General features: G+C 61.8%; 17 protein-coding genes. 9 read left to right on the top strand and 8 right to left on the bottom strand.

What is annotated here, in order from left to right; translation table 11 throughout:
- Positions 1–34: 34 nt before the first annotated feature.
- From DKK66_RS13515 to DKK66_RS13530, 4 genes are read left to right on the top strand one after another with little or no spacing between them, the layout of a single operon-like run.
- The gene (locus DKK66_RS13515; RefSeq protein WP_045846112.1) at positions 35–1,042 is read left to right on the top strand and encodes a thiamine ABC transporter substrate binding subunit; all 1,008 of its coding nucleotides are present in this window, start codon (positions 35–37) and stop codon (positions 1,040–1,042) included.
- Positions 1,042–1,611 carry a GNAT family N-acetyltransferase gene (locus DKK66_RS13520; protein WP_052693866.1) on the top strand — a complete coding sequence of 190 codons (570 nt, stop codon included), beginning with the start codon at positions 1,042–1,044 and terminating at the stop codon, positions 1,609–1,611. Before DKK66_RS13515 ends, DKK66_RS13520 begins: the two co-directional genes overlap by 1 nt.
- Positions 1,608–3,155, top strand: a complete 1,548-nt coding sequence (locus DKK66_RS13525) for an iron ABC transporter permease (RefSeq protein WP_131358960.1) — start codon at positions 1,608–1,610, stop codon at positions 3,153–3,155. Before DKK66_RS13520 ends, DKK66_RS13525 begins: the two co-directional genes overlap by 4 nt.
- 1 nt (position 3,156) lies before the next feature.
- Positions 3,157–4,110 carry an ABC transporter ATP-binding protein gene (locus tag DKK66_RS13530; protein WP_131358963.1) on the top strand — a complete coding sequence of 318 codons (954 nt, stop codon included), beginning with the start codon at positions 3,157–3,159 and terminating at the stop codon, positions 4,108–4,110.
- Between the two features lie 8 nt (positions 4,111–4,118).
- Here the strand turns inward: DKK66_RS13530 and DKK66_RS13535 are convergent, their stop codons facing one another.
- The 3 genes from DKK66_RS13535 to DKK66_RS13545 form a co-directional block, all read right to left on the bottom strand.
- On the bottom strand, positions 4,119–4,628 hold the full coding sequence (locus tag DKK66_RS13535) for a YbaK/EbsC family protein (protein WP_131358966.1): 510 nt from the start codon (positions 4,626–4,628) through the stop codon (positions 4,119–4,121).
- 102 nt (positions 4,629–4,730) lie between these two features.
- Positions 4,731–5,855: a methyl-accepting chemotaxis protein gene (locus tag DKK66_RS20700; protein WP_131358969.1), complete on the bottom strand. Its 1,125-nt coding sequence runs from the start codon at positions 5,853–5,855 to the stop codon at positions 4,731–4,733.
- Between the two features lie 245 nt (positions 5,856–6,100).
- On the bottom strand, positions 6,101–6,589 hold the full coding sequence (locus DKK66_RS13545) for an Lrp/AsnC ligand binding domain-containing protein (protein WP_045846107.1): 489 nt from the start codon (positions 6,587–6,589) through the stop codon (positions 6,101–6,103).
- Between the two features lie 135 nt (positions 6,590–6,724).
- On the opposite strand from DKK66_RS13545, the gene DKK66_RS13550 reads away from it, so the two are divergent.
- The 3 genes from DKK66_RS13550 to DKK66_RS13560 all read left to right on the top strand — a co-directional run bounded on the left by DKK66_RS13550 (position 6,725) and on the right by DKK66_RS13560 (position 9,748).
- Positions 6,725–8,035, top strand: coding sequence for a D-amino acid dehydrogenase (locus DKK66_RS13550; protein WP_131358973.1), 1,311 nt, complete (start codon positions 6,725–6,727; stop codon positions 8,033–8,035).
- A gap of 4 nt (positions 8,036–8,039) precedes the next feature.
- The gene (alr, locus tag DKK66_RS13555) at positions 8,040–9,107 is read left to right on the top strand and encodes an alanine racemase (protein WP_131358976.1); all 1,068 of its coding nucleotides are present in this window, start codon (positions 8,040–8,042) and stop codon (positions 9,105–9,107) included.
- A 227-nt stretch (positions 9,108–9,334) separates the two neighbouring features.
- A complete protein-coding gene (locus DKK66_RS13560) occupies positions 9,335–9,748 on the top strand; it encodes a hypothetical protein (RefSeq protein WP_131358980.1) in 414 nt (137 codons plus the stop codon).
- A 231-nt stretch (positions 9,749–9,979) separates the two neighbouring features.
- On the opposite strand, the gene DKK66_RS13565 is transcribed toward DKK66_RS13560, so the two are convergent.
- Both DKK66_RS13565 and DKK66_RS13570 read right to left on the bottom strand, forming a co-directional pair.
- Positions 9,980–10,588: a response regulator transcription factor gene (locus tag DKK66_RS13565; RefSeq protein WP_131358983.1), complete on the bottom strand. Its 609-nt coding sequence runs from the start codon at positions 10,586–10,588 to the stop codon at positions 9,980–9,982.
- Positions 10,585–13,230, bottom strand: a complete 2,646-nt coding sequence (locus DKK66_RS13570) for a PAS domain S-box protein (RefSeq protein ID WP_131358988.1) — start codon at positions 13,228–13,230, stop codon at positions 10,585–10,587. Before DKK66_RS13570 ends, DKK66_RS13565 begins: the two co-directional genes overlap by 4 nt.
- Positions 13,231–13,440: 210 nt before the next feature.
- Here DKK66_RS13570 and DKK66_RS13575 point away from each other — a divergent pair, with 210 nt between their 5' ends.
- Positions 13,441–14,622 carry an ABC transporter substrate-binding protein gene (locus tag DKK66_RS13575; RefSeq protein WP_131358991.1) on the top strand — a complete coding sequence of 394 codons (1,182 nt, stop codon included), beginning with the start codon at positions 13,441–13,443 and terminating at the stop codon, positions 14,620–14,622.
- 5 nt (positions 14,623–14,627) lie between these two features.
- Here the strand turns inward: DKK66_RS13575 and DKK66_RS13580 are convergent, their stop codons facing one another.
- Entirely contained in the window at positions 14,628–15,503 is an 876-nt protein-coding gene (locus tag DKK66_RS13580; RefSeq protein ID WP_131358994.1) for a pirin family protein, read from the bottom strand.
- Positions 15,504–15,566: 63 nt separating this feature from the next.
- Positions 15,567–16,421 carry a pirin family protein gene (locus DKK66_RS13585; protein ID WP_131358997.1) on the bottom strand — a complete coding sequence of 285 codons (855 nt, stop codon included), beginning with the start codon at positions 16,419–16,421 and terminating at the stop codon, positions 15,567–15,569.
- A gap of 125 nt (positions 16,422–16,546) precedes the next feature.
- On the opposite strand from DKK66_RS13585, the gene DKK66_RS13590 reads away from it, so the two are divergent.
- The gene (locus DKK66_RS13590; protein ID WP_131359002.1) at positions 16,547–17,467 is read left to right on the top strand and encodes a LysR family transcriptional regulator; all 921 of its coding nucleotides are present in this window, start codon (positions 16,547–16,549) and stop codon (positions 17,465–17,467) included.
- Between the two features lie 54 nt (positions 17,468–17,521).
- On the opposite strand, the gene DKK66_RS13595 is transcribed toward DKK66_RS13590, so the two are convergent.
- On the bottom strand, positions 17,522–18,193 hold the full coding sequence (locus DKK66_RS13595) for a GntR family transcriptional regulator (RefSeq protein WP_062789410.1): 672 nt from the start codon (positions 18,191–18,193) through the stop codon (positions 17,522–17,524).
- Positions 18,194–18,242: the final 49 nt, after the last annotated feature.

Here is an 18,242-nt window from a genome sequence, read left to right on the forward strand (position 1 = left end):
TCCTGCGATTGCGCTTTGTCGCACGGAGAATGTCATGCAATTGTTCAAAACCACCACCTTGCTGGCCGCACTGCTGGCCGCAGGACTGTCCCACGCTGCCGAGTTGCGCGTACTCACCCATAGTTCTTTTGCCGTGGCCAAGCCGCTGCTGGCCGAGTTCGAGAAGCAGAACGGCGTCAAGCTGAGCATCATCAAGGCGGGGGATGCCGGGGAGATGGTCAACAAGCTGATCCTGACCCGCGCCAACCCGATTGCCGACGTGGTGTACGGCATCGATAACACCCTGATTGGCAAGGCCGAAACTGCCGGTGTGCTGCTGCCGATGAGCGACAAGGGCGGCGCGGTGTCGCTGCCCGGCGCGGTGAGCATCGATTACGGCTATGTCACGCTCAACTACGACAAAGCCTGGTTTGCCAAAAAGCAGCTGCCGCTGCCCAAAACCCTGGATGACCTGACCCGCCCGGCCTACAAGGACCTGCTGGTGGTGGAAAACCCGGCCACCTCCAGCCCCGGCCTGGCATTCTTGCTGTCCACCATTTCCGCCATGGGCGAAGCCAAGGCCATGGCCTTTTGGGGCAAGCTGCGTGATAACGGGGTGAAGGTGAGCAAGGGCTGGACCGAAGCCTATTACACCGACTTCTCCCGCAATGGCGGTGCCCGCCCCATCGTGGTGAGCTATGCCACCAGCCCGGCGGCGGAAGTGTTCTACAGCAAGGAAAAACTGACGGCCTCGCCGACCGGTAACCTGTTGCTGCCCGGTGCCGTGTTCCAGCAAGTGGAAGGCGCGGCGCTGGTGAAGGGCGGCAAGGAAGCGGCGCTGGCGCGCAAGTTTGTTGAGTTCCTGCGTTCGGACGCGGTGCAGAAGGATATTCCCACCAGCATGTGGATGTACCCGGTACAGCCAGGCATCGCGCTGGACCCGGTATTCCAGCATGCGGAAAAACCGACGGCGCACACCACGCCGGATAGCCGCCAGATTGCCGCCAAGACCACCGCCTGGGTAGGCAAGTGGACCCGCATCGTGTTGAAGTCCGGCCAGTAATGCACACCAGCCCCCCGATTGCCGACATCCTCAGCCCGCGGCTGATCCTGCGTCATCTGACGCCGGACATGCTGCGGGCCTGTATTGATGCGCGCCTGGCCGAGGCGGCCGTGGCACTGGGTAGTGAGGTGCCGCTGGACTGGCTGGAAGAAGCGGCCGTGATGTCGCTCCGGCTGGAGCAGATGGCCAGCGAGCCGGATTACGCGCCGTGGTCGATGCGCGCCATGCTGCTGCGCGAAACCGGCCAGCTGGTAGGGCATATCAATTTCCATACCTGCCCCGGTCATCCTTATCTGGCCGGACGCGGTGATGTGGAGCTGGGCTACACCGTGCTGCCGGCATTCCGTCGTCAGGGCTATGCTACCGAAGCCTTGACCGCCTGTGCCGACTGGGCGGTACACACCGCCGGGGTAAAGCGTTTTGTCTTGTCCATCAGCCCGGACAATCTGCCCTCGCAGCAGCTGGCGGCCCGGCTGGGCTTTCGCTGGCTGGAGCGGGTGGAAGACCCGGAGGACGGCCCGGAAGACGTGCTGGTGGCCGACTGGCCTTTCCAGCAGGACCATGCATGACAGCGCGCCGCCGTACCCTTGCGCTGGCGCTGTTGCCGCTGGCCTTTCTGCTGCTGATGTCCATCCTGCCCTTGCTGCGTTTGCTGCAAGAGGGGCAGGGGCAGTTTTCTGTTGGCCTGCTGGCCGATTCCTACCTGCAATGGCGTATTGTCTGGTCCCTGCTGCAAGCGGCCGCCAGCTGTGTGGCCGCGCTGCTGGTGGGCCTGCCGCTGGCCTGGTGTCTGGCGCGCTATCAGTTTCCGGGACGCCGCCTGACTCTGCGCCTGCTGATGCTGCCCTTTGTCATGCCCACGCTGGTGGCCGGCATGGGCGTGCTGGCGCTGTTCGGCCCGCAAGGCTTGCTGGGTATCAATCTGCAGGACACGCCCTGGCTGCTGCTGTACGGCAATCTGTTTTTCAATCTGCCACTGGTGATTCGTGCCGCGTGTGAAGGCTTGTCGCTGATACCGGCCAGCCGGATTGCCGCTGCGCGCACGCTGGGTGCCACGCCGTGGCGGGTGTTCTGGCGGGTGGAGTGGCCGGCGGTGCGGCCCTGGTTGTGGTCTGCGTTGTGTCTGGTGTTTTTGTATTGCTTCTCCGGTTTTGGTCTGGCGCTGCTGCTGGGCGGACAGCGTTATGCCACGGTGGAGGTGGAAATCTACCAGTTGGTGGCTTACGAGCTGAATCTGGCCGATGCCGGTGCGCTGGCCGTGCTGATGCTGCTGGTGACCGGGCTGATGGCCACGTTGTATGCCTGGCTGGAACGCAGCCTGGCCGCACCGCTGAAAGTGGACCCGCTGCCGCCGCGCCCACCGCAAGGCGCACAATGGCTGCAACTCTTGGCGGCACTGGCGGTGCTGCTGCTGTTTGGCGGCTTGCCGCTGCTGGCCGTGCTGTGGAAGGCGGCCCAGGCCTTGTGGCTGTTGGGGCCGGAAATGCTGGCGGATGAAGATGTGCGTCTGGCCTTGTTCAATTCGGCCCGCTTCAGCGCACTGGCGGTGCTGCTGGCGGCGGGGCTGGGCTGCCTGCATGCGCTGGCCGCGCGCACCAGCCTCGCTTTGCGGGCCTTGGCTTTTCTGCCCTTCATCGTGTCGCCGGTGTGCCTGGCGTTTGGCCTGTTGCTGCTTTATCCGCAATGGACGGCCAGCCTGGCCTTGCTGCTGGCCACCTATGCCTTGCTGGCCTATCCCTTTGTGGCGCGTAGCCTGGCCGGTGCGCTGGACAGCCTGCCGCCGCATTGGCCGCAGGCGGCGCGCAGTCTGGGCGCATCACCGCTGCGAACCTTTACCCGTGTGCTGTGGCCCTTGTTGCAACCGGCTTTCCGCCGGGGCCTGGCCTTTGCTGCGGCCACCGCGCTGGGCGAGTTTGCCGTCACCCTGTTTTTGTCCCGGCCGGAGTGGCTGACGCTCACCACACTGATTTACCAGCGGCTGGGTCGGCCCGGGCCGGATAACGCCGCGCTGGCCATGTTGTTGTCCGCCGTGCTGATGCTGCTGGCCTTGCTGGCGTTTGTGGCGATCGAATGGCCATCGGCCGCCGAGCGCCCATTGAAGAAGGAGTCCTGAGATGCTGCAACTGGATCGTGTTTGCAAGCGCTTTGGCGACAAGCTGGTGGCCGACAGGCTGAGCCTGCAACTGGCCAAGGGCGAGGTACTGGCCTTGCTGGGGCCGTCCGGCGGCGGCAAAAGCACCATGCTGAAGATGATTGCCGGGCTGGAGCCGGTAGATAGCGGCCGCATGCTGTTTGACGGGCAGGACCTGGCTGCCGTGCCGGTGGAGCAGCGTGGCTTTGCGCTGATGTTTCAGGACTTTGCCCTGTTTCCGCATCTGGATGTATTAGGCAATGTCTGTTTCGGCCTGCGTGAGCGCGGCCTGGCACGCGCGGCGGCACAGCAGCAGGCACGTACCTGCTTGCAGCAACTTGGTCTGGCCGGTATGGAAACCCGCAAGGTGTGGACCTTGTCCGGCGGCGAGCAACAGCGCGTGGCACTGGCGCGGGCGCTGGTGACGGCACCACGGCTGCTATTGCTGGACGAACCGTTTTCCAGTCTGGATGCCGACTTGCGCCGCCAGTTGCAGCTGGAATTCCGCCAGCAATTACAGCGCCAGCGCATGCCTGCCATTCTGGTGACCCACGACCGGGAAGAAGCCTTTGCCCTGGCCGACCGCGTGGCCGTGCTCAAGGATGGTCGCATTGTGCAATGCGCCAGCCCGGCGCAACTGCTGGCGGCACCGGCCACGCCCTGGCTGGCGCGCTTCATCGGCTATGAAAACGTGTTGGAGGAGGGGGTGGTGCCGGAGCAGGCCCTGTGCCTGGGCGCGGACCAGCCGCTGGCACAGGTGCAACGCATCATCCAGCTGGCGGACGGCGTGCGGGTGACGGTGGCCAGCAGGGACGGGGAGTTGACGCTGACCCTGTCAGCGCGAGAGCTGGCGCGCTATGGTGCCAACTTGCAGGTAGGTGGCACGCTGGCGGTGGGCATAGACCGCAGCGCCATGCTGCGTTACGCCGTCGCCTGAGCAGCAGCCTAGCTGGTGGCCGTCGCGCTGAGCGTGCTGGCACTGCCGCTATCGGCGCTGGGCTGGCACACATCCACCCAGCGGGCGTCGGTAATCTCGGCCATCAGTGCCGGGGTGATGCGTACCGCGCTGTGAATGGCCCCGGCTGCCGGAAGAACCTCGTCAAAGTCGCGCAGCGAGGCATCCATATATACCGGTAGCGGCTGGGCCAGGCCAAACGGGCAGACACCGCCTACCGGGTGGCCGGTCAGCTCCACCACTTCTTCCACGGCCAGCATCTTGCCCTTGCCGAAGGCTTCCTTGAACTTGCGGTTGTCGATGCGCGCATCGCCACGGGTGACCAGAATGATCACCTCACCGCCATTCAGGCGAAAAGACAGGGTTTTGGCAATGCGCCCCGGCTCCACGCCGTGGGCTTCGGCGGCCAGCGCCACGGTGGCGGTGCTGACTTCCAGCTCGATGATGGGAATATCCAGATTGCGGGCGGCAAAAAAGTCGCGGACGGATTGCAGGCTCATGGGGCAAACGGAGAAGGTTGGGATGGCACATCACACTAAACGCTGACTGGCTGGCTGGCAAGTCGTGCGCGGTGTCATCCCCGCTGGCTTGTCGGCAAGGCTTCAGTGGCTGGCGATCTCTGCCAGCTTGTCGCTGATGTCCTGCGCGGTGGCGGCTTGTTCTTCTGCGGCATTGGCAATTTCGATGACAAAATCGCGCACATGGTTGATTTGATCGACAATGTCAACAATGGCGGCTTCGGCTTCGGCAAAGTCGCGCTCGGTGGCTTTTACCTGATCGCGCCCCTTGTCCATCGAACTGATATTGCTGTGCACTTCCTGCTGGATATCCCGGATCATGCTGCCGATTTCCTGCGTTGCCTTGGTGGTGCGCTCGGCCAGCTTGCGCACTTCATCGGCCACCACGGCAAAGCCACGGCCCATTTCCCCGGCACGGGCCGCTTCGATGGCGGCGTTCAGCGCCAGCAGGTTGGTCTGGTCGGCAATGTCCTTGATCACGCTGACGATCTGGCCAATGGTTTCCGATTGCTTGCCCAGCGAGCCCAGATTGTCTGCTGTGCCGCTCACCAGCTCGCTCACAGCCCGCATGGCAGATGAGTTGTTTTCAATCATGCTCTTGCCCTTGCGTGCCCGGTTCAGCATTTCATTGGACGAGTCCGAGGCGGATGCCGTGCGTACGGCGACCATTTCGATGGTGGCCGTCATGGCCTGGACATTGCCGGAAAGCTCGCCAATGCGTTCTTCCAGAAACAGGCGACGCTGGTCATTGGCATCGCGCAGCCTCTGGGCTTCCACTTCGGCTGAAATGTCCTGGAAACTGGCCATGAAACAGAGCAGCTTGTTGTTGTCCTGTGCATCCCAGATGGGAAACACCTTGGTCTTGAAGGTGACGCCGGCCACCGGAATCAAGGCTTCATGATGGGTAATGCGCTGTGCGGCAATGTCGTTCAGGATGCGGCGGATGCGTTCCGGGTCGCGGTGAAACTGGTGAATGCTGTGCTGGAAGGCGTTGTTGACATCAACCCCGGCACGGAATTTCTCGTTCATTGCGCTGCGGTGATGGGCCAGTACATCCCGCGCGGTGCGGTTCATGTAGAAGATGACGTTATCGGCGCTGGTATCAGCCAGCATGATGAGGTTGTCCACATGGTCCAGCATGGCCGTGAACTGGTAGAGCTGCTTTTCGCTGTCCTGCTGGGCCTGATTCTTGTTGCCGAATCCGAACATGATGCACTCCTGTCAGTGGGGTCCGCCAAGCGCTTGTGCCGGCCATGTGTAGCGGCAGGAGGGCAAGCGCAAGTGCTGGAGGACTGAATGCAAAAGGGAACGAGCCAGGTTTTACCGGGAAACCAGAAAAATTAATCAGGTATAAACGGCGGGATGCTTGAAAAGCAAGAATGATTATCATCTCCTTCCCACAAGTACAGGTAGCCCGCCCGAGGGGCGGGACTTGTGGACCGGCAAGGCAGGGATTACTCCGGCAGGGCCAGCATATGGGTTTCCTTGACTTCTTCCATTACCACATAGCTGCGTGATTCATTGGCATTGGGCAATTGCAGCAGGATTTCTCCCAGCAGCTTGCGGTACATCGACATGTCCGGAATACGGGCTTTGATCAGGTAGTCGTATTCACCGGATACCAGATGGCATTCCAGGATTTCCGGGATGTTCTGGATTTCACGGCGGAAGGCGTCAAAGATATTGCCCGACTTGGCCGACAGCTTGATCTCCACGAATACCAGCAGTGACGCGCCCATGGCATGCGGGTTCAGCCGGGCGTAATAGCCTTCGATCACGCCGTCGCGCTCCAGTCGCCTTACCCGTTCGGTGCAGGGCGTGGTGGAGAGCCCCACCTTTTCCGCCAGCTCCGTCATGGCGATGCGGCCGTTTTTCTGCAACCATTTCAATATCTTAAGATCGATCTTGTCCAGTTCTCTGGCGTGCGTGTGTTTTACTTTCATGATTCACTATCAAAGTGTAATTTCGCAGGAAAATAGAATGTGACTTTGTATTAATTTGGTGAAAAAAACTGCATTGAAATAAATATACTACACAAAATCACTAAGCGCATGATGCGCGGCACGGAGAAAGAGGAAATGAAGGTAATCGTTCTGGGTGGTGGCGTGGTGGGTGTATCCACTGCATGGTATCTGGCCAAGGCTGGTGTGGACGTGACTGTTCTGGAGCGTCAGGACGGTGTGGCACTGGAAACCAGCTTCGGCAATGCAGGCCAGATTTCCCCGGGTTATTCCGCACCGTGGGCGGCTCCCGGCATCCCGACCAAGGCCATCAAGTGGATGTTCCAGCGCCATGCGCCGCTGGCCATTCAGCCGGATGGCAGCGTTTACCAGTTGCAGTGGATTGCCAAGATGCTGGCCAACTGCAATGAAAAATCCTACGCCATCAACAAGAGCCGCATGATGCGCCTGGCGGAATACAGCCGCGACAAGATCAAGGAACTGCGCGCCGAAACCGGCCTGGATTATGAAGGCCGTCAGGGCGGCACCCTGCAGCTGTTCCGCTCGCAGGCACAAGTGGAAGGCATGGCCAAGGATATCGCCGTACTGAAAGAATGCGGTGTGGACTTCAATGTGCTGGACCCGGACGGCTGCGCCCGTGTGGAACCGGCACTGGCCAAGGTAAAGCACAAGCTGACCGGCGGCCTGCAACTGCCGAACGACGAAACCGGCGACTGCAACCTGTTTACCAGCCGTCTGGCCGAACTGGCTGCCGCCAAGGGCGTGAAGTTCCGCTTTGGCGTCAACATCAGTGCCATCGAAACCCATAACGGCCGCATCACCGGCGTGCGCATCGGCGACGAAATGCTGACTGCCGACCACTACGTGGTGGCGCTGGGCAGCTACTCGCGTGACCTGCTGCAAAACCTCGGCATTGATATTCCGGTATACCCGGTCAAGGGCTATTCGCTGACCGTGCCGATCACCAATGCGGCCATGGCACCGGTTTCCACCATTCTGGACGAAACCTACAAGGTGGCCATCACCCGTTTCAACGACCGTATCCGCGTGGGTGGTATGGCCGAGCTGGCCGGTTACAACCTGGACCTCAACCCGCGTCGTCGTGAAACGCTGGAGATGGTGGTGGGCGACCTGTACCCGGATGGTGGCGACATTCCGGCAGCCACCTTCTGGACCGGCCTGCGTCCGATGACCCCGGATGGCACGCCCATCATCGGTGCCACCCGTTATGCCAACCTGTCGCTCAATACTGGCCACGGCACGCTGGGCTGGACCATGAGCGCCGGTTCCGGCAAGGTGCTGGCCGACCAGATTGTCGGCGTACAGCCGGAAATCAGCGTGGACGGCCTGTCCATCCAGCGTTACGCCAAGCAGGGCGAAACCCTGGTTGTGCCGATGCACTCCCGCACCGCCAACGCAGGGGCCTGAGCGCATGCGCCCGCTGATTGCCAGTATCCGTCTGGACAAGCTGCGCCATAACTACCTGCTGGCCAAACAGCAGGCCGGTGGCCCGACTCTGGCGGTGATCAAGGCCAATGCCTATGGCCACGGCGCAGTGCGCTGTGCCCAGGCACTGGCCGATGTGGCCGACGGTTTTGCCGTGGCTTGTCTGGAAGAGGCCATCCAGCTGCGCGAAGGCGGGGTGACCTTGCCCATCGTGCTGCTGGAAGGCGTGTTCGAAGCGGCCGAACTGGCCGATGTCGAACAGCATGATCTGTGGTTTGTGGTGCAAAGCCAGCAACAGCTGGAGATGGTGCTGCAGGCCAATCCGGCCAAGCCTTACACCGTGTGGCTGAAGATGGATTCCGGCATGCATCGCGCCGGTTTCTTCCCGCAGGACTACGCTGCCGCGCATTGCAAGCTGATGGCCAGTGGCAAGGTAGGCAAGATCGTCAAGATGAGCCACTTTGCCCGTGCCGACGAACCGCAGTTGTCTGCCACCCATGCCCAGCTGGAAGCGTTTGACAGCGTATGCCGCTATCTGTCCGGCGAGGAGAGCATTGCCAACTCAGCAGGCATCCTGTGCCACGAACGCTCGCACCGCCAGTGGAACCGCGCCGGCATCATGCTGTACGGTGCCTCGCCGCTGCCGGCCGGTTTCGATCAGGGCGCTGCCTTGCAGCCGGTAATGCGTTTGAGCACCCGCGTGTTTGGTGTGCGCGAACTGGCCGCTGGCGAACCGGTGGGCTATGGCGCCAGCTTTGTCGCCGAGCGTCCCACCCGCGTGGGCCTGATTGCCTGTGGTTATGCCGATGGCTATCCGCGTCTTGCTTCCACCGGCAGCCCGGTGGCGATTGATGGCGTGCGCTCGCGCGTGATTGGCCGCGTGTCGATGGACATGATGACGGTGGACCTGACCGATCTGCCGCAAGCCGGCATCGGCAGCGAGGTGGAGCTGTGGGGCGACACCATCCACATCAATGAAGTGGCGGCCCAGGCGGGCACCATTTCCTACGAAGTGCTGTGCAATGTGAAACGCGCACACTTTAGCTACGACTGATTTTCCTTGTGCTTTGTGTAGTACTTTGTCTCTCGCCCGGCGTTGCCGGGCATTTTTTTGCCTGCCGCGCATTATTGCACTTGTCATTGCCCTGTGACATGCTGCCATTTAATGACAAATAAATTTAAATCACCTGTGCTGCCACTCACTGCGTTTGGGCTATGGCTGGCGGTGCTTATGGCCGGCCTGTCATTGTCAGCAGGGCGGATCGCAATGAATACGGGGGCATGATGCGTCTGGCCAAATGGAATCTTTTTATACCGGTACTGGTACTGGGCGAGTTGGTATTCAGCACGGTGCTCTTTGTTTTGGGGCCGCTGTCCTACCTGCTGGTGTTTATTGCCGTGCTGGTACTGTTTGCCAAACACGAAGTTTCGCCCCTGGTCCGGCAACCGGCGCGTGAACAGCGCTATCGACGTGGGCATTGGCTGCTGGCCAGCATGAATGTGCTGGTAGTGCTTGCCCTTGGCCTGCCGTCGCTGCTGTCGGCCTTGTTGCATGACCAGAACATGATGATGCTGATGTGGTATTCCATGCTGCTTTATCCCATTGCCCCTCTGGTATGGGCGATCGGCCTTGTCATGGTGTTGAGTTCGCGCGCAGTCCCGCCTGGTGCGGCGCTGCCTGGGAGTCCGGAGTGAGGGTACGGGCAAAAAAACACCCCGCCAGTCTGACTGGTCGGGGTCTGCAGGGTCAGAGCCAGGCTCCGACGGAGGGTTAACTTTCACCCCATGTCAACGCCGTGCAAGCGCAGCCTGCATCCGCGGTCAAGGGTGCGGAAACAGGCAGGGTGAACTGAGATGTTACGCAATGGAAAGCTCTGTTTCCATTAGGGATTATCCTGATTCCGCAGGGCTGCCCCGGACCAGCCTCTAGCGATTGGCCATCACCGCCTGTACCAGGTCGGCAATCGAGCGCACTTTCATCTTGTCCATCATCTTGCCCCGGTGGGCTTCCACCGTCTTGATGCTGATGCCCAGTTCGTCGGCAATCACCTTGTTCATCTTGCCTTCCACCACCTTGTCCAGCACTTCGCGTTCGCGGATGGTGAGCGAGGCCAGGCATTCGGCAAAACGGTCGCGCGCGGCACTGCTGGCCTGCTGCTGCTGGCTCAGTGCCAGTGCGCTGTCCACGGTATTGAGCAGGGCCTGCTGGTTGAACGGCTTTTCCAGAAAATCATGCGCGCCACGCTTGACCGCCTGCACCGCCATCGGCACGTCGCCATGGCCGGTGATGAAGATGACCGGCCAGGGGTTGTGGCGGGCGCTGAGTTCATCAAACAGTTCCAGTCCGCTCATGCCGGGCATGCGGATATCCACGATCAGGCAACCGGCACCACGCGGCTGGAAGTCTTCCAGCAGTGCTTCGGCACTGGCATGACAGGAAATGGCGTAGTCGTGGCTTTCCAGCAGGAAAACCAGCGAGTCACGGAATGCTTCGTCGTCATCGACGATGTGAACCTGGGGAGAGCTGGCACTCATGTTTCGGACACCGGTAGCGTGAATCGGAAAATACTACCACCACCGGGCTTGTCTTCCACCCACAATTGGCCTTCGTGGAACTCGATGATGGTGCGGCAGATATTCAGGCCCATGCCCATGCCTTCTGCCTTGGTGGTGAAGAAGGCATCGAACAGGCGTTCTTTCAGGTCCAGCGGCACGCCGTGGCCGTGGTCGCTGATGGCCACTTCGATGCGGCGCGGGTTCAGCTGGCGCGCTTCCACATGCAGCACGCGTTCGGCCGGGGTGCAGTCCTGCATGGCTTCGATGCCGTTCTTGATCAGGTTGAGCAGCACCTGTTCCACCAGGATGGGGTCGACATAGAGTGGCGGCAGGTCCTTGTCCAGCCGGATGTCGATGGTGGCGGCCTGACGGCGGGCTTCAATATCGGCAATGGCCAGCGAGGCTTCGATGATGTCGGTGAGCTGGCAGGTCTTGCGGTCCGGCTCGCTTTGTTTGACAAATTCGCGGATGCGGCGCACCACGGTGCCGGCGCGCTCGGCCTGGGCGGTAATCTTTTCCATCACCGGCAGCAGCGCTTCCGGCGTGGCCTTGCCCTGGCGGATGCGCTCGATACAGCCTGCCTGGTAGTTGGCAATGGCGGATAGCGGCTGGTTCAGTTCGTGCGCCAGGGTGGAGGCCATCTCGCCCATGGTGACCAGGCGCGAGGTGGATTGCAGCTGCTGCATCTGCTGCTGGTAGCGTTCTTCGGCGTCGTGCTGCTGGGTGGTGTCGGTGAGAATGGTCATGGAGACAATGCGGCCATTCACCCAGCGAATGCTGCGGCGGCGCATGGAAATCCAGCGCGAGGGCGGGTCCATCCACACTTCCATGTCCACGTCGCGTGCGCTGCGCATCAGCTCCACCAGCCGCAGGTCGCAATAGCCCAGCTGGCTGTCGGCGGGCTGGTCCGGCGTGAACCACTGCTGATAGCGCTGGTTGCAGAATAGCAATTCCAGCGATGCCGGGTCCACCACGGCCACGGCAGCGTCCAGTCCTTCGATGACGGTGACAAAACGGTCGTGCGAGGCTTCCAGCCGGCGCTGGGCTTCCAGCCGCTCGGTGATGTCGGTCAGCACCGCCATCCAGCCGGTATGGTGGCCGTGGGCGTCGATCAGCGGCGAAGCCAGGATGTGGGCGTCGAATACTTCGCCATTCTTGCGTTGCAGGATGGACTGGAAGCCCTCCGGTGGCGCTTCGCCTGCCAGCGTGTCTTCCAGGTCGCGCCGGTTGCCTTCGCTGAGTACCCCTTGCCGCCAGTAGGGGTAGGGGGCGGCCTGGCCGATCAGCTCCTGCTCGCTATAGCCGGTGATGGCACAAAACGACGGATTGACATAGGTGATGCGGCCTTGCAGGTCGATGGCGCGGATACCCACCACCAGTGAGTCTTCCATCGCCTTGCGGAAGGCGGACTCCTGACGCAGCGCCTGTTCGGCCTGTTTTTCTGCCGTGATGTCACGGCCGGACACATAGGCCACGCCGCTGTCTGCCAAGGGACTTAGCGCCCACACGATCCAGCGCACCTCGCCTGATTTGGTGAGGATGCGGGTTTGCACAAAGCGGTCAGCCCCGCCGGTATCAAACAGCCGCTCGAAGCTGTCGCGTGCACTTTCACGTTCTTCGGGCAGCAGGTAGTTGAGGAAGGACGTGCCCAACAGTTCGTCTGCGCTATAACCCAGCCCTTTTTCAAAGGCCGGGTTCAGTTGCAGGATGGTGGTGTCGCGCCGCACCACGCCCAGCATTTCCTGCGACAGCCGGTATACCCGGTCTCGTTCGCGTTCTGCTTCCACCCGGCCACGGATATGACGGTTGAGGCTGAGCAGGCTGAGCAGGGTGAGCAGTACCATGCCGGCAATCAGCCCCAGTTGCAGCAGCCGGGCCTGGGTCATCGCACCCTTTACCGGCCGGGCGGTAATCACCAGCCCGGTGCCGGGCAGTTCCAGTTTTTCTGCCACGCCGCCGCGCAGGCGGCTGACGGCATTGGCGGCAATGGTTTTGCCGTCGCGGGTTTGCAGTTCCAGCTGGTATTTTTCGCTGAACCAGGCCGGTGGCAGGCGGCGGACCACATTGTCGGCATCGAACATGGCCACCAGCATGCCGTTGAACTGGCCGTTCTGGTACAGCGGGATATCCAGTTCGTAGCGCCAGCTGCCGTTGCTGCGCTGAAACGGCGCACTGTAGGCAAAGCGCCCGTTCTGCTGGGCCAGCTTGAAAGCGGCCGGTGCCTGGATGCTGGCGCCGGGGGAGAGCGGGCCATCTTCGTAGGGGGCAGTCCAGCGCAGGATGCCGTGACTGTCGCTGCGCGCCAGCGCCAGCATTTCCGGGGTATTGGCCAGCAGTTGGGAAGCCTGGGTCTGGAAGCCGGCTTCGTCGGTTTCACCGCTACCCATGCTGCGCGCCAGGTCGGTCAACTGGGCCAGATTGTCTTCCAGCTTCAGTTGCAGGGTTTGTTCGGCCCACAAGGCATCGCGGGCCAGATTGCTTTTTTGCTGCTCTGCCTCGCGCGCGTCCAGCGTCCACAGCATCACGCCCATGGTGAGGAAGAACAGCACGATGGTGGTGTTGGGAAACAACTGATACCAGCCACTGCGTTTGCGTAAGGCGTAAAAGCGGGGTGTGCGCATAGGAAGGCGGTAGGCTAGAGGTGGCAAAAGCCAGCAATACGTACTGGCCGGTATGATTTTCTCCAGTTTACGACAAGTGGGAGAACCTGACTGTAAGGGTTGGCCCGCAGTTGTGGCGCTTGCTGGTGCAAATTCGCGTGCTACTTGAGTCCATACCCTTGCCGGGGGTAATCTCGCGGCTGGTTTTGATCAGGTAGGAAGACAAGCGGCATGCGCAGCATCAGCATCATCTGTGGGATAGGGTTGGGCCTTTTGTGCAGCCTGGTGCTGGCTGCACCACAACCCATCCGTATTGGTGTGCCAGGCGCCTTTACCGGCGGTTCTGCCCCCATGGGCCTGAGCATGCGCAACGGCATCCGTCTGGCCGCGGCCGAAATCAACAAGGCCGGTGGTGTGCTGGGGCGGCCCATCGAGCTGGTGGAGCGTGACGATGGCGGCATCCCGGCGCGTGGCATCAAGGTGGCGCAGCAATTGCTCACCCAGGACCGGGTGGTGGCGGTGGTGGGCTTCGTCAATACCGGGGTGGCGCTGGCGGCCAGCAAGAACTATCAGGATGCGCGGGTGCCGGTGATGCTGGCGGTGGCCACCGCAGCCATCTTGACCCGGCAGTTTCCACTGCATGGCAATACCGACAACTATATTTTCCGGGTGGCGGCAGCGGACGACCTGCAAGCGCCCTTGATTGTGCGCGAGGCGGTGCAGCGTTCGGGTTATCGCAAGCTGGCCATTTTTGCCGACAACACCAATTACGGCTATCAGGGCCTGATGGAGCTGGAGCGTGCGCTGGGGCAGAACGGCCTGAAGCCCAGCTATGTGGCGCGCTTCAACCTGCAGGAGCGGGACATGGCCAATGCACTGTTGCAGGCACGCAATGCCGGCAGTCAGGCCATTCTTACCTATGCCATCGGCCCGGAACTGGCCGAGCTGGCCAATACCATGTCACGCATGGACTGGAAAGTACCCATCATCGGCAGCTGGACCTTGTCCATGTCCAACTTCATCGATAATGCCGGCCCCAATGGCGAAGGCGCGCGCATGGTGCAAAGCTATATTCCGGCCGAAGATGACACCCCCAGACGGCGGGACTTTCTGGATGGCTACCAGTGGTTGTTCCACACCCGTCGCATTCCTTCACCACCTTCGGCAGCGCAAGGCTATGACGGCATGAAGCTGATGGCCGAAGCCATCCGTCAGGCCGGTTCGCTGGATGGCATTGCCATTGTGCGTGCGCTGGAAAACCTGCATCAACCGGTGGCCGGAGTGATCACCACCTACAAGCAGCCATTCAGCCGCAACGACCACGAGGCGCTGGAGCTGAACGTACCGGTGATCGGCAAGGTGGAACGTGGCCGGGTGGTGTATGCCTACCCGGCTGACAAACCGCACCAGTAAGCGCCTCAGCCGCGTGCTGGCAGCGGGATGAACTCAGTTTCGCCCGGCACCGGAGCAAAGCGCCCTTGCTGCCAGTCGTCCCTGGCCTGACGGATGCGCTCCAGCCGGGTAGAGACGAAATTCCAGTCCAGAATGCGGTGGGCGTCCGGCGTGGGACCGGCCAGCAAGGCGAGGCGGCTGGGTTCGCGGGCAGTCAGGCGCAGCGGTGTGGCCGTGTCCGGCAGCAGGCCCAGTTCGCCACTGGCCAGGTTTTCATCGCCCAGGCTGAGGCTGCCGCTGGCCAGGTAAATACCACGCTCGGCAAAGCCCAGCGGAATGTCCAGTGTTGCGCCGGCATCCATGTCCACCACGGCATACAGTGCGTCACCGGGAAAGGCTACCGGTGCGCTGCGGCCCCAGGCATGGCCCACTACCAGTTGTATGCGGCTGCCATCCTGTTGCCATGAGGGCAGGGCGTCGCGGTCGTAGTGGATGAAGGCCGGTTCGCATTCTTCCAGTGCCACCGGCAAGGCCAGCCACAGTTGCAGGCCTTCCACCGGGGTACCGCTGCTGCGGATGTCCTCCGGAATGCGTTCCGAATGCACGATGCCACGCCCGGCAATCATCAGGTTGGCCGCGCCCGGCTCAATGCGCTGCACGCTGCCCAGGCTGTCACGGTGCATCAGCGCGCCGCTGAACAGATAGGTGAGGGTGGCCAGGCCGATATGCGGGTGCGGCCGCACATCGTTGTCGCGTTGATCCAGATTGAAATGGGCCGGGCCCATGTGGTCCAGAAAAATGAAGGGACCGATATGACGGGCAGTGCGGCTGGGCAGCAGGCGGCGCACCGGAAAGCCGATATCGCTGACCTTGGCGCTGATGCGTTCGCTCCATGTATTCATGGTGTGGGCTCCTGCTGACAGGGCCGCCGCCGTGAGGGCGACAGCCACTGTCTGTGTGTTGGTTCAGAAACGACCGTTGCGGAAGTCGTCAGCCGCCGCTTCCAGTTCGGCGCGGGTGTTCATCACGAACGGTCCCCACTGGGCAATCGGCTCGTTCAGGGGTTTGCCGGCCACCAGCAGGAAGCGCGCTGGTGCGTCACTGGTCACGCGGATGCCACCGGCAGCCGCATCATTGGCCAGAATGGCCATCTGGCGCTGCTTGACCGCCTGGCCGTGACTGCCAGCCTCCAGCTCGCCCTGATAAACATAGATGAATGCATTATGGCTTGCCGGAATGGAGAGGAATTCTTCCTGTCCGGCGGCCAGATGCACGTCCAGATACAGCGGCTCGGTATCCAGACGCTGGATGGCAGCGGGCTGGTTGGCCACGCAACCGGCAATCAGGCGCAGGCGGCTGCCGTGCCCGGTTTGCAGTTCCGGAATTTCTGCCGAAGGAATATCCCGATACCACGGGTCCATCATCTTGTTCTTGGCCGGCAGGTTCACCCACAGCTGGAAGCCATGCATCAGGCCGTCTTCCTGCTCTGGCAGCTCGGAGTGAATCAGGCCGCGTCCGGCGGTCATCCACTGTACACCGCCCGGCCCTAGCAGGCCTTCCTGCCCGGTGCTGTCGCGGTGGCGCATGCGGCCATCGAGCATGTAGGTGACGGTTTCGAAGCCACGGTGCGGGTGGTCCGGGAAGCCGGCAATGTAGTCATCCGGATTGTCCGAGCGGAATTCGTCCAGCATCAGGAAGGGGTCCAGCCGGCGTTGCAGGTCGTGGGTCAGTACCCGCAACAGGCGGACACCGGCACCATCGGAAACCTCCATGCCATTGATCAGGCGTTCCACTTCGCGGCTGATGTTGTGCGTGCTCATCTTGCATCTCCTTGTCGGGGCCGGCGCTGCTGGGCCTGGCCGTTGATCATGGACTGCATTATTGCAGTGGAAATTTGAATAAAAAAGCGCAAAAATCAGTAGTAATCAATCTGAAAATCAAATAAATGAAACAAGCCAGAACTACCTGGGAGCAGTGGCAGGTCTTGCAATGCATTGTCAGTGAAGGCGGTTTCGCCCAGGCAGCCAGGGCCATGCACCGCAGCCAGTCATCGGTCAGTTATATGGTGGCGCAATTGCAGGAGCAGCTGGGTGTGCCCTTGCTGCAGGCACAAGGACGGCGCATGGTGCTGACATCGGCAGGCGAAGTGCTGCTGCGTGATGCACAGAACGTGCTGGCGGCATCATTGCGGCTGGAGGAGAAGGCGCGTTCCTTGCTGCAAGGCTGGGAGGCCGAAGTGCGGCTGGCGGTGGACAGCCTGTTTCCCACCCCGGCGCTGTTGCCGGCGCTGGGGCAGTTTGCCGGTCATTGCCCCAGTACCCGCCTGCAAATGCACGAGGTGGTGATGTCCGGCGCGGATGATGCGCTGCATGGCCAGCAGGTGGAGCTGGCGGTGGCGGGGCGGGTGCCGCAGGGTTTTCTGGGTGACTGGTTGCTGGAGGCGGAGTTTGTCGCCTGTGCTGCGCCGGACCACCCCTTGCACCGGCTTGGTCGGGCGCTGGAAATGGAAGACTTGCAACAGCATGTGCAAGTGGTATTGCGCGATTCCGGCCAGCGCCAGCCGCGCGATGAAGGCTGGCTGGGTGCCTGGCAGCGCTGGACGGTGTCGCAACCGGAAACGGCCATTGCCGCGGTGGAGCAGGGCTTTGCCTTTGGCTGGCTGGCCTGGCACCGCATTGCCCCTGCGGTGGCGGCGGGCAGATTGCGGCCATTGCCGCTGGCGCATGGTGGTTTGCGCAAGGCGGCCTTGTATCTGGTGCTGGCCGACCCCTCGCAGGCGGGTCCGGCTACCTTGCAGCTGGCCGACTGCCTGCGGGCCGAGGCTGAGCGCTGGCGCGATGCTTATCAGCCGTATCAGCCAAGCTGAAAGCAAAACGACCAGCGCAAGGCTGGTCGTTGTATGGTGCTAACGCAGGCGGCGTTAATGGCCTTGCTGGCCTTGCAGATAGTGCTCCAGCGCATGACCGGCCGACAGGATGTGAAAGCGGATGAATTCCGCAGCTTCTTCGGCGGCACCTTGCTTGCACAGTTCCAGCAGGCGGGTGTGTTCTTCGTGCGCGCGTTCCATGGTGCGGGTGAACAGGATCTGCATCCGGGTGTAGCGGTCGGTCTTGTTGTGCAGCTGTTCAATCAGCGCCAGGGTATTGGGGCGCTTGGCGGCGCGATACAGTGCCAGGTGGAAGCGCGAGTTGAGTTCGCCCCAGTGGCGGACGTCATTTTTTTGCAGCGCCAGCTCGAATTCGTGCAGGGTTTGTTCTGCCAGCACGATGTCGGCCGGGGTCTGACAGGGAATGGAGGCCTTCAGCACCGCACTTTCCAGCATGGCGCGGATTTCCAGCAGTTCCAGCACGTCTTCCAGCGACAGCTTGGACACCACGGCGCCCTTGTGGTCGATGATCTGGATCAGTCCTTCGGCTTCCAGCTGACGCAGGGCTTCACGTACCGGCACCCGGCTGACGCCGTATTCGTTGGATAGGGCTTCCTGGCGCAATTGCTGGCCATCAACAAACTCACCCGAGAGTAGGCGCTGGCGAAGCGATTCGGTTACGGCACTGGTCAGCGTCTGGCGCTTGATCGGCTGCAGGGTAGTCATGGTTTTTTAGGATCTGTCAGTCAATCGGATAAATGCAAATGGATTCGAT

This window comes from Aquitalea sp. USM4 (assembly GCF_004328945.1).
Classification (GTDB): Bacteria; Pseudomonadota; Gammaproteobacteria; order Burkholderiales; family Chromobacteriaceae; genus Aquitalea; species Aquitalea pelogenes.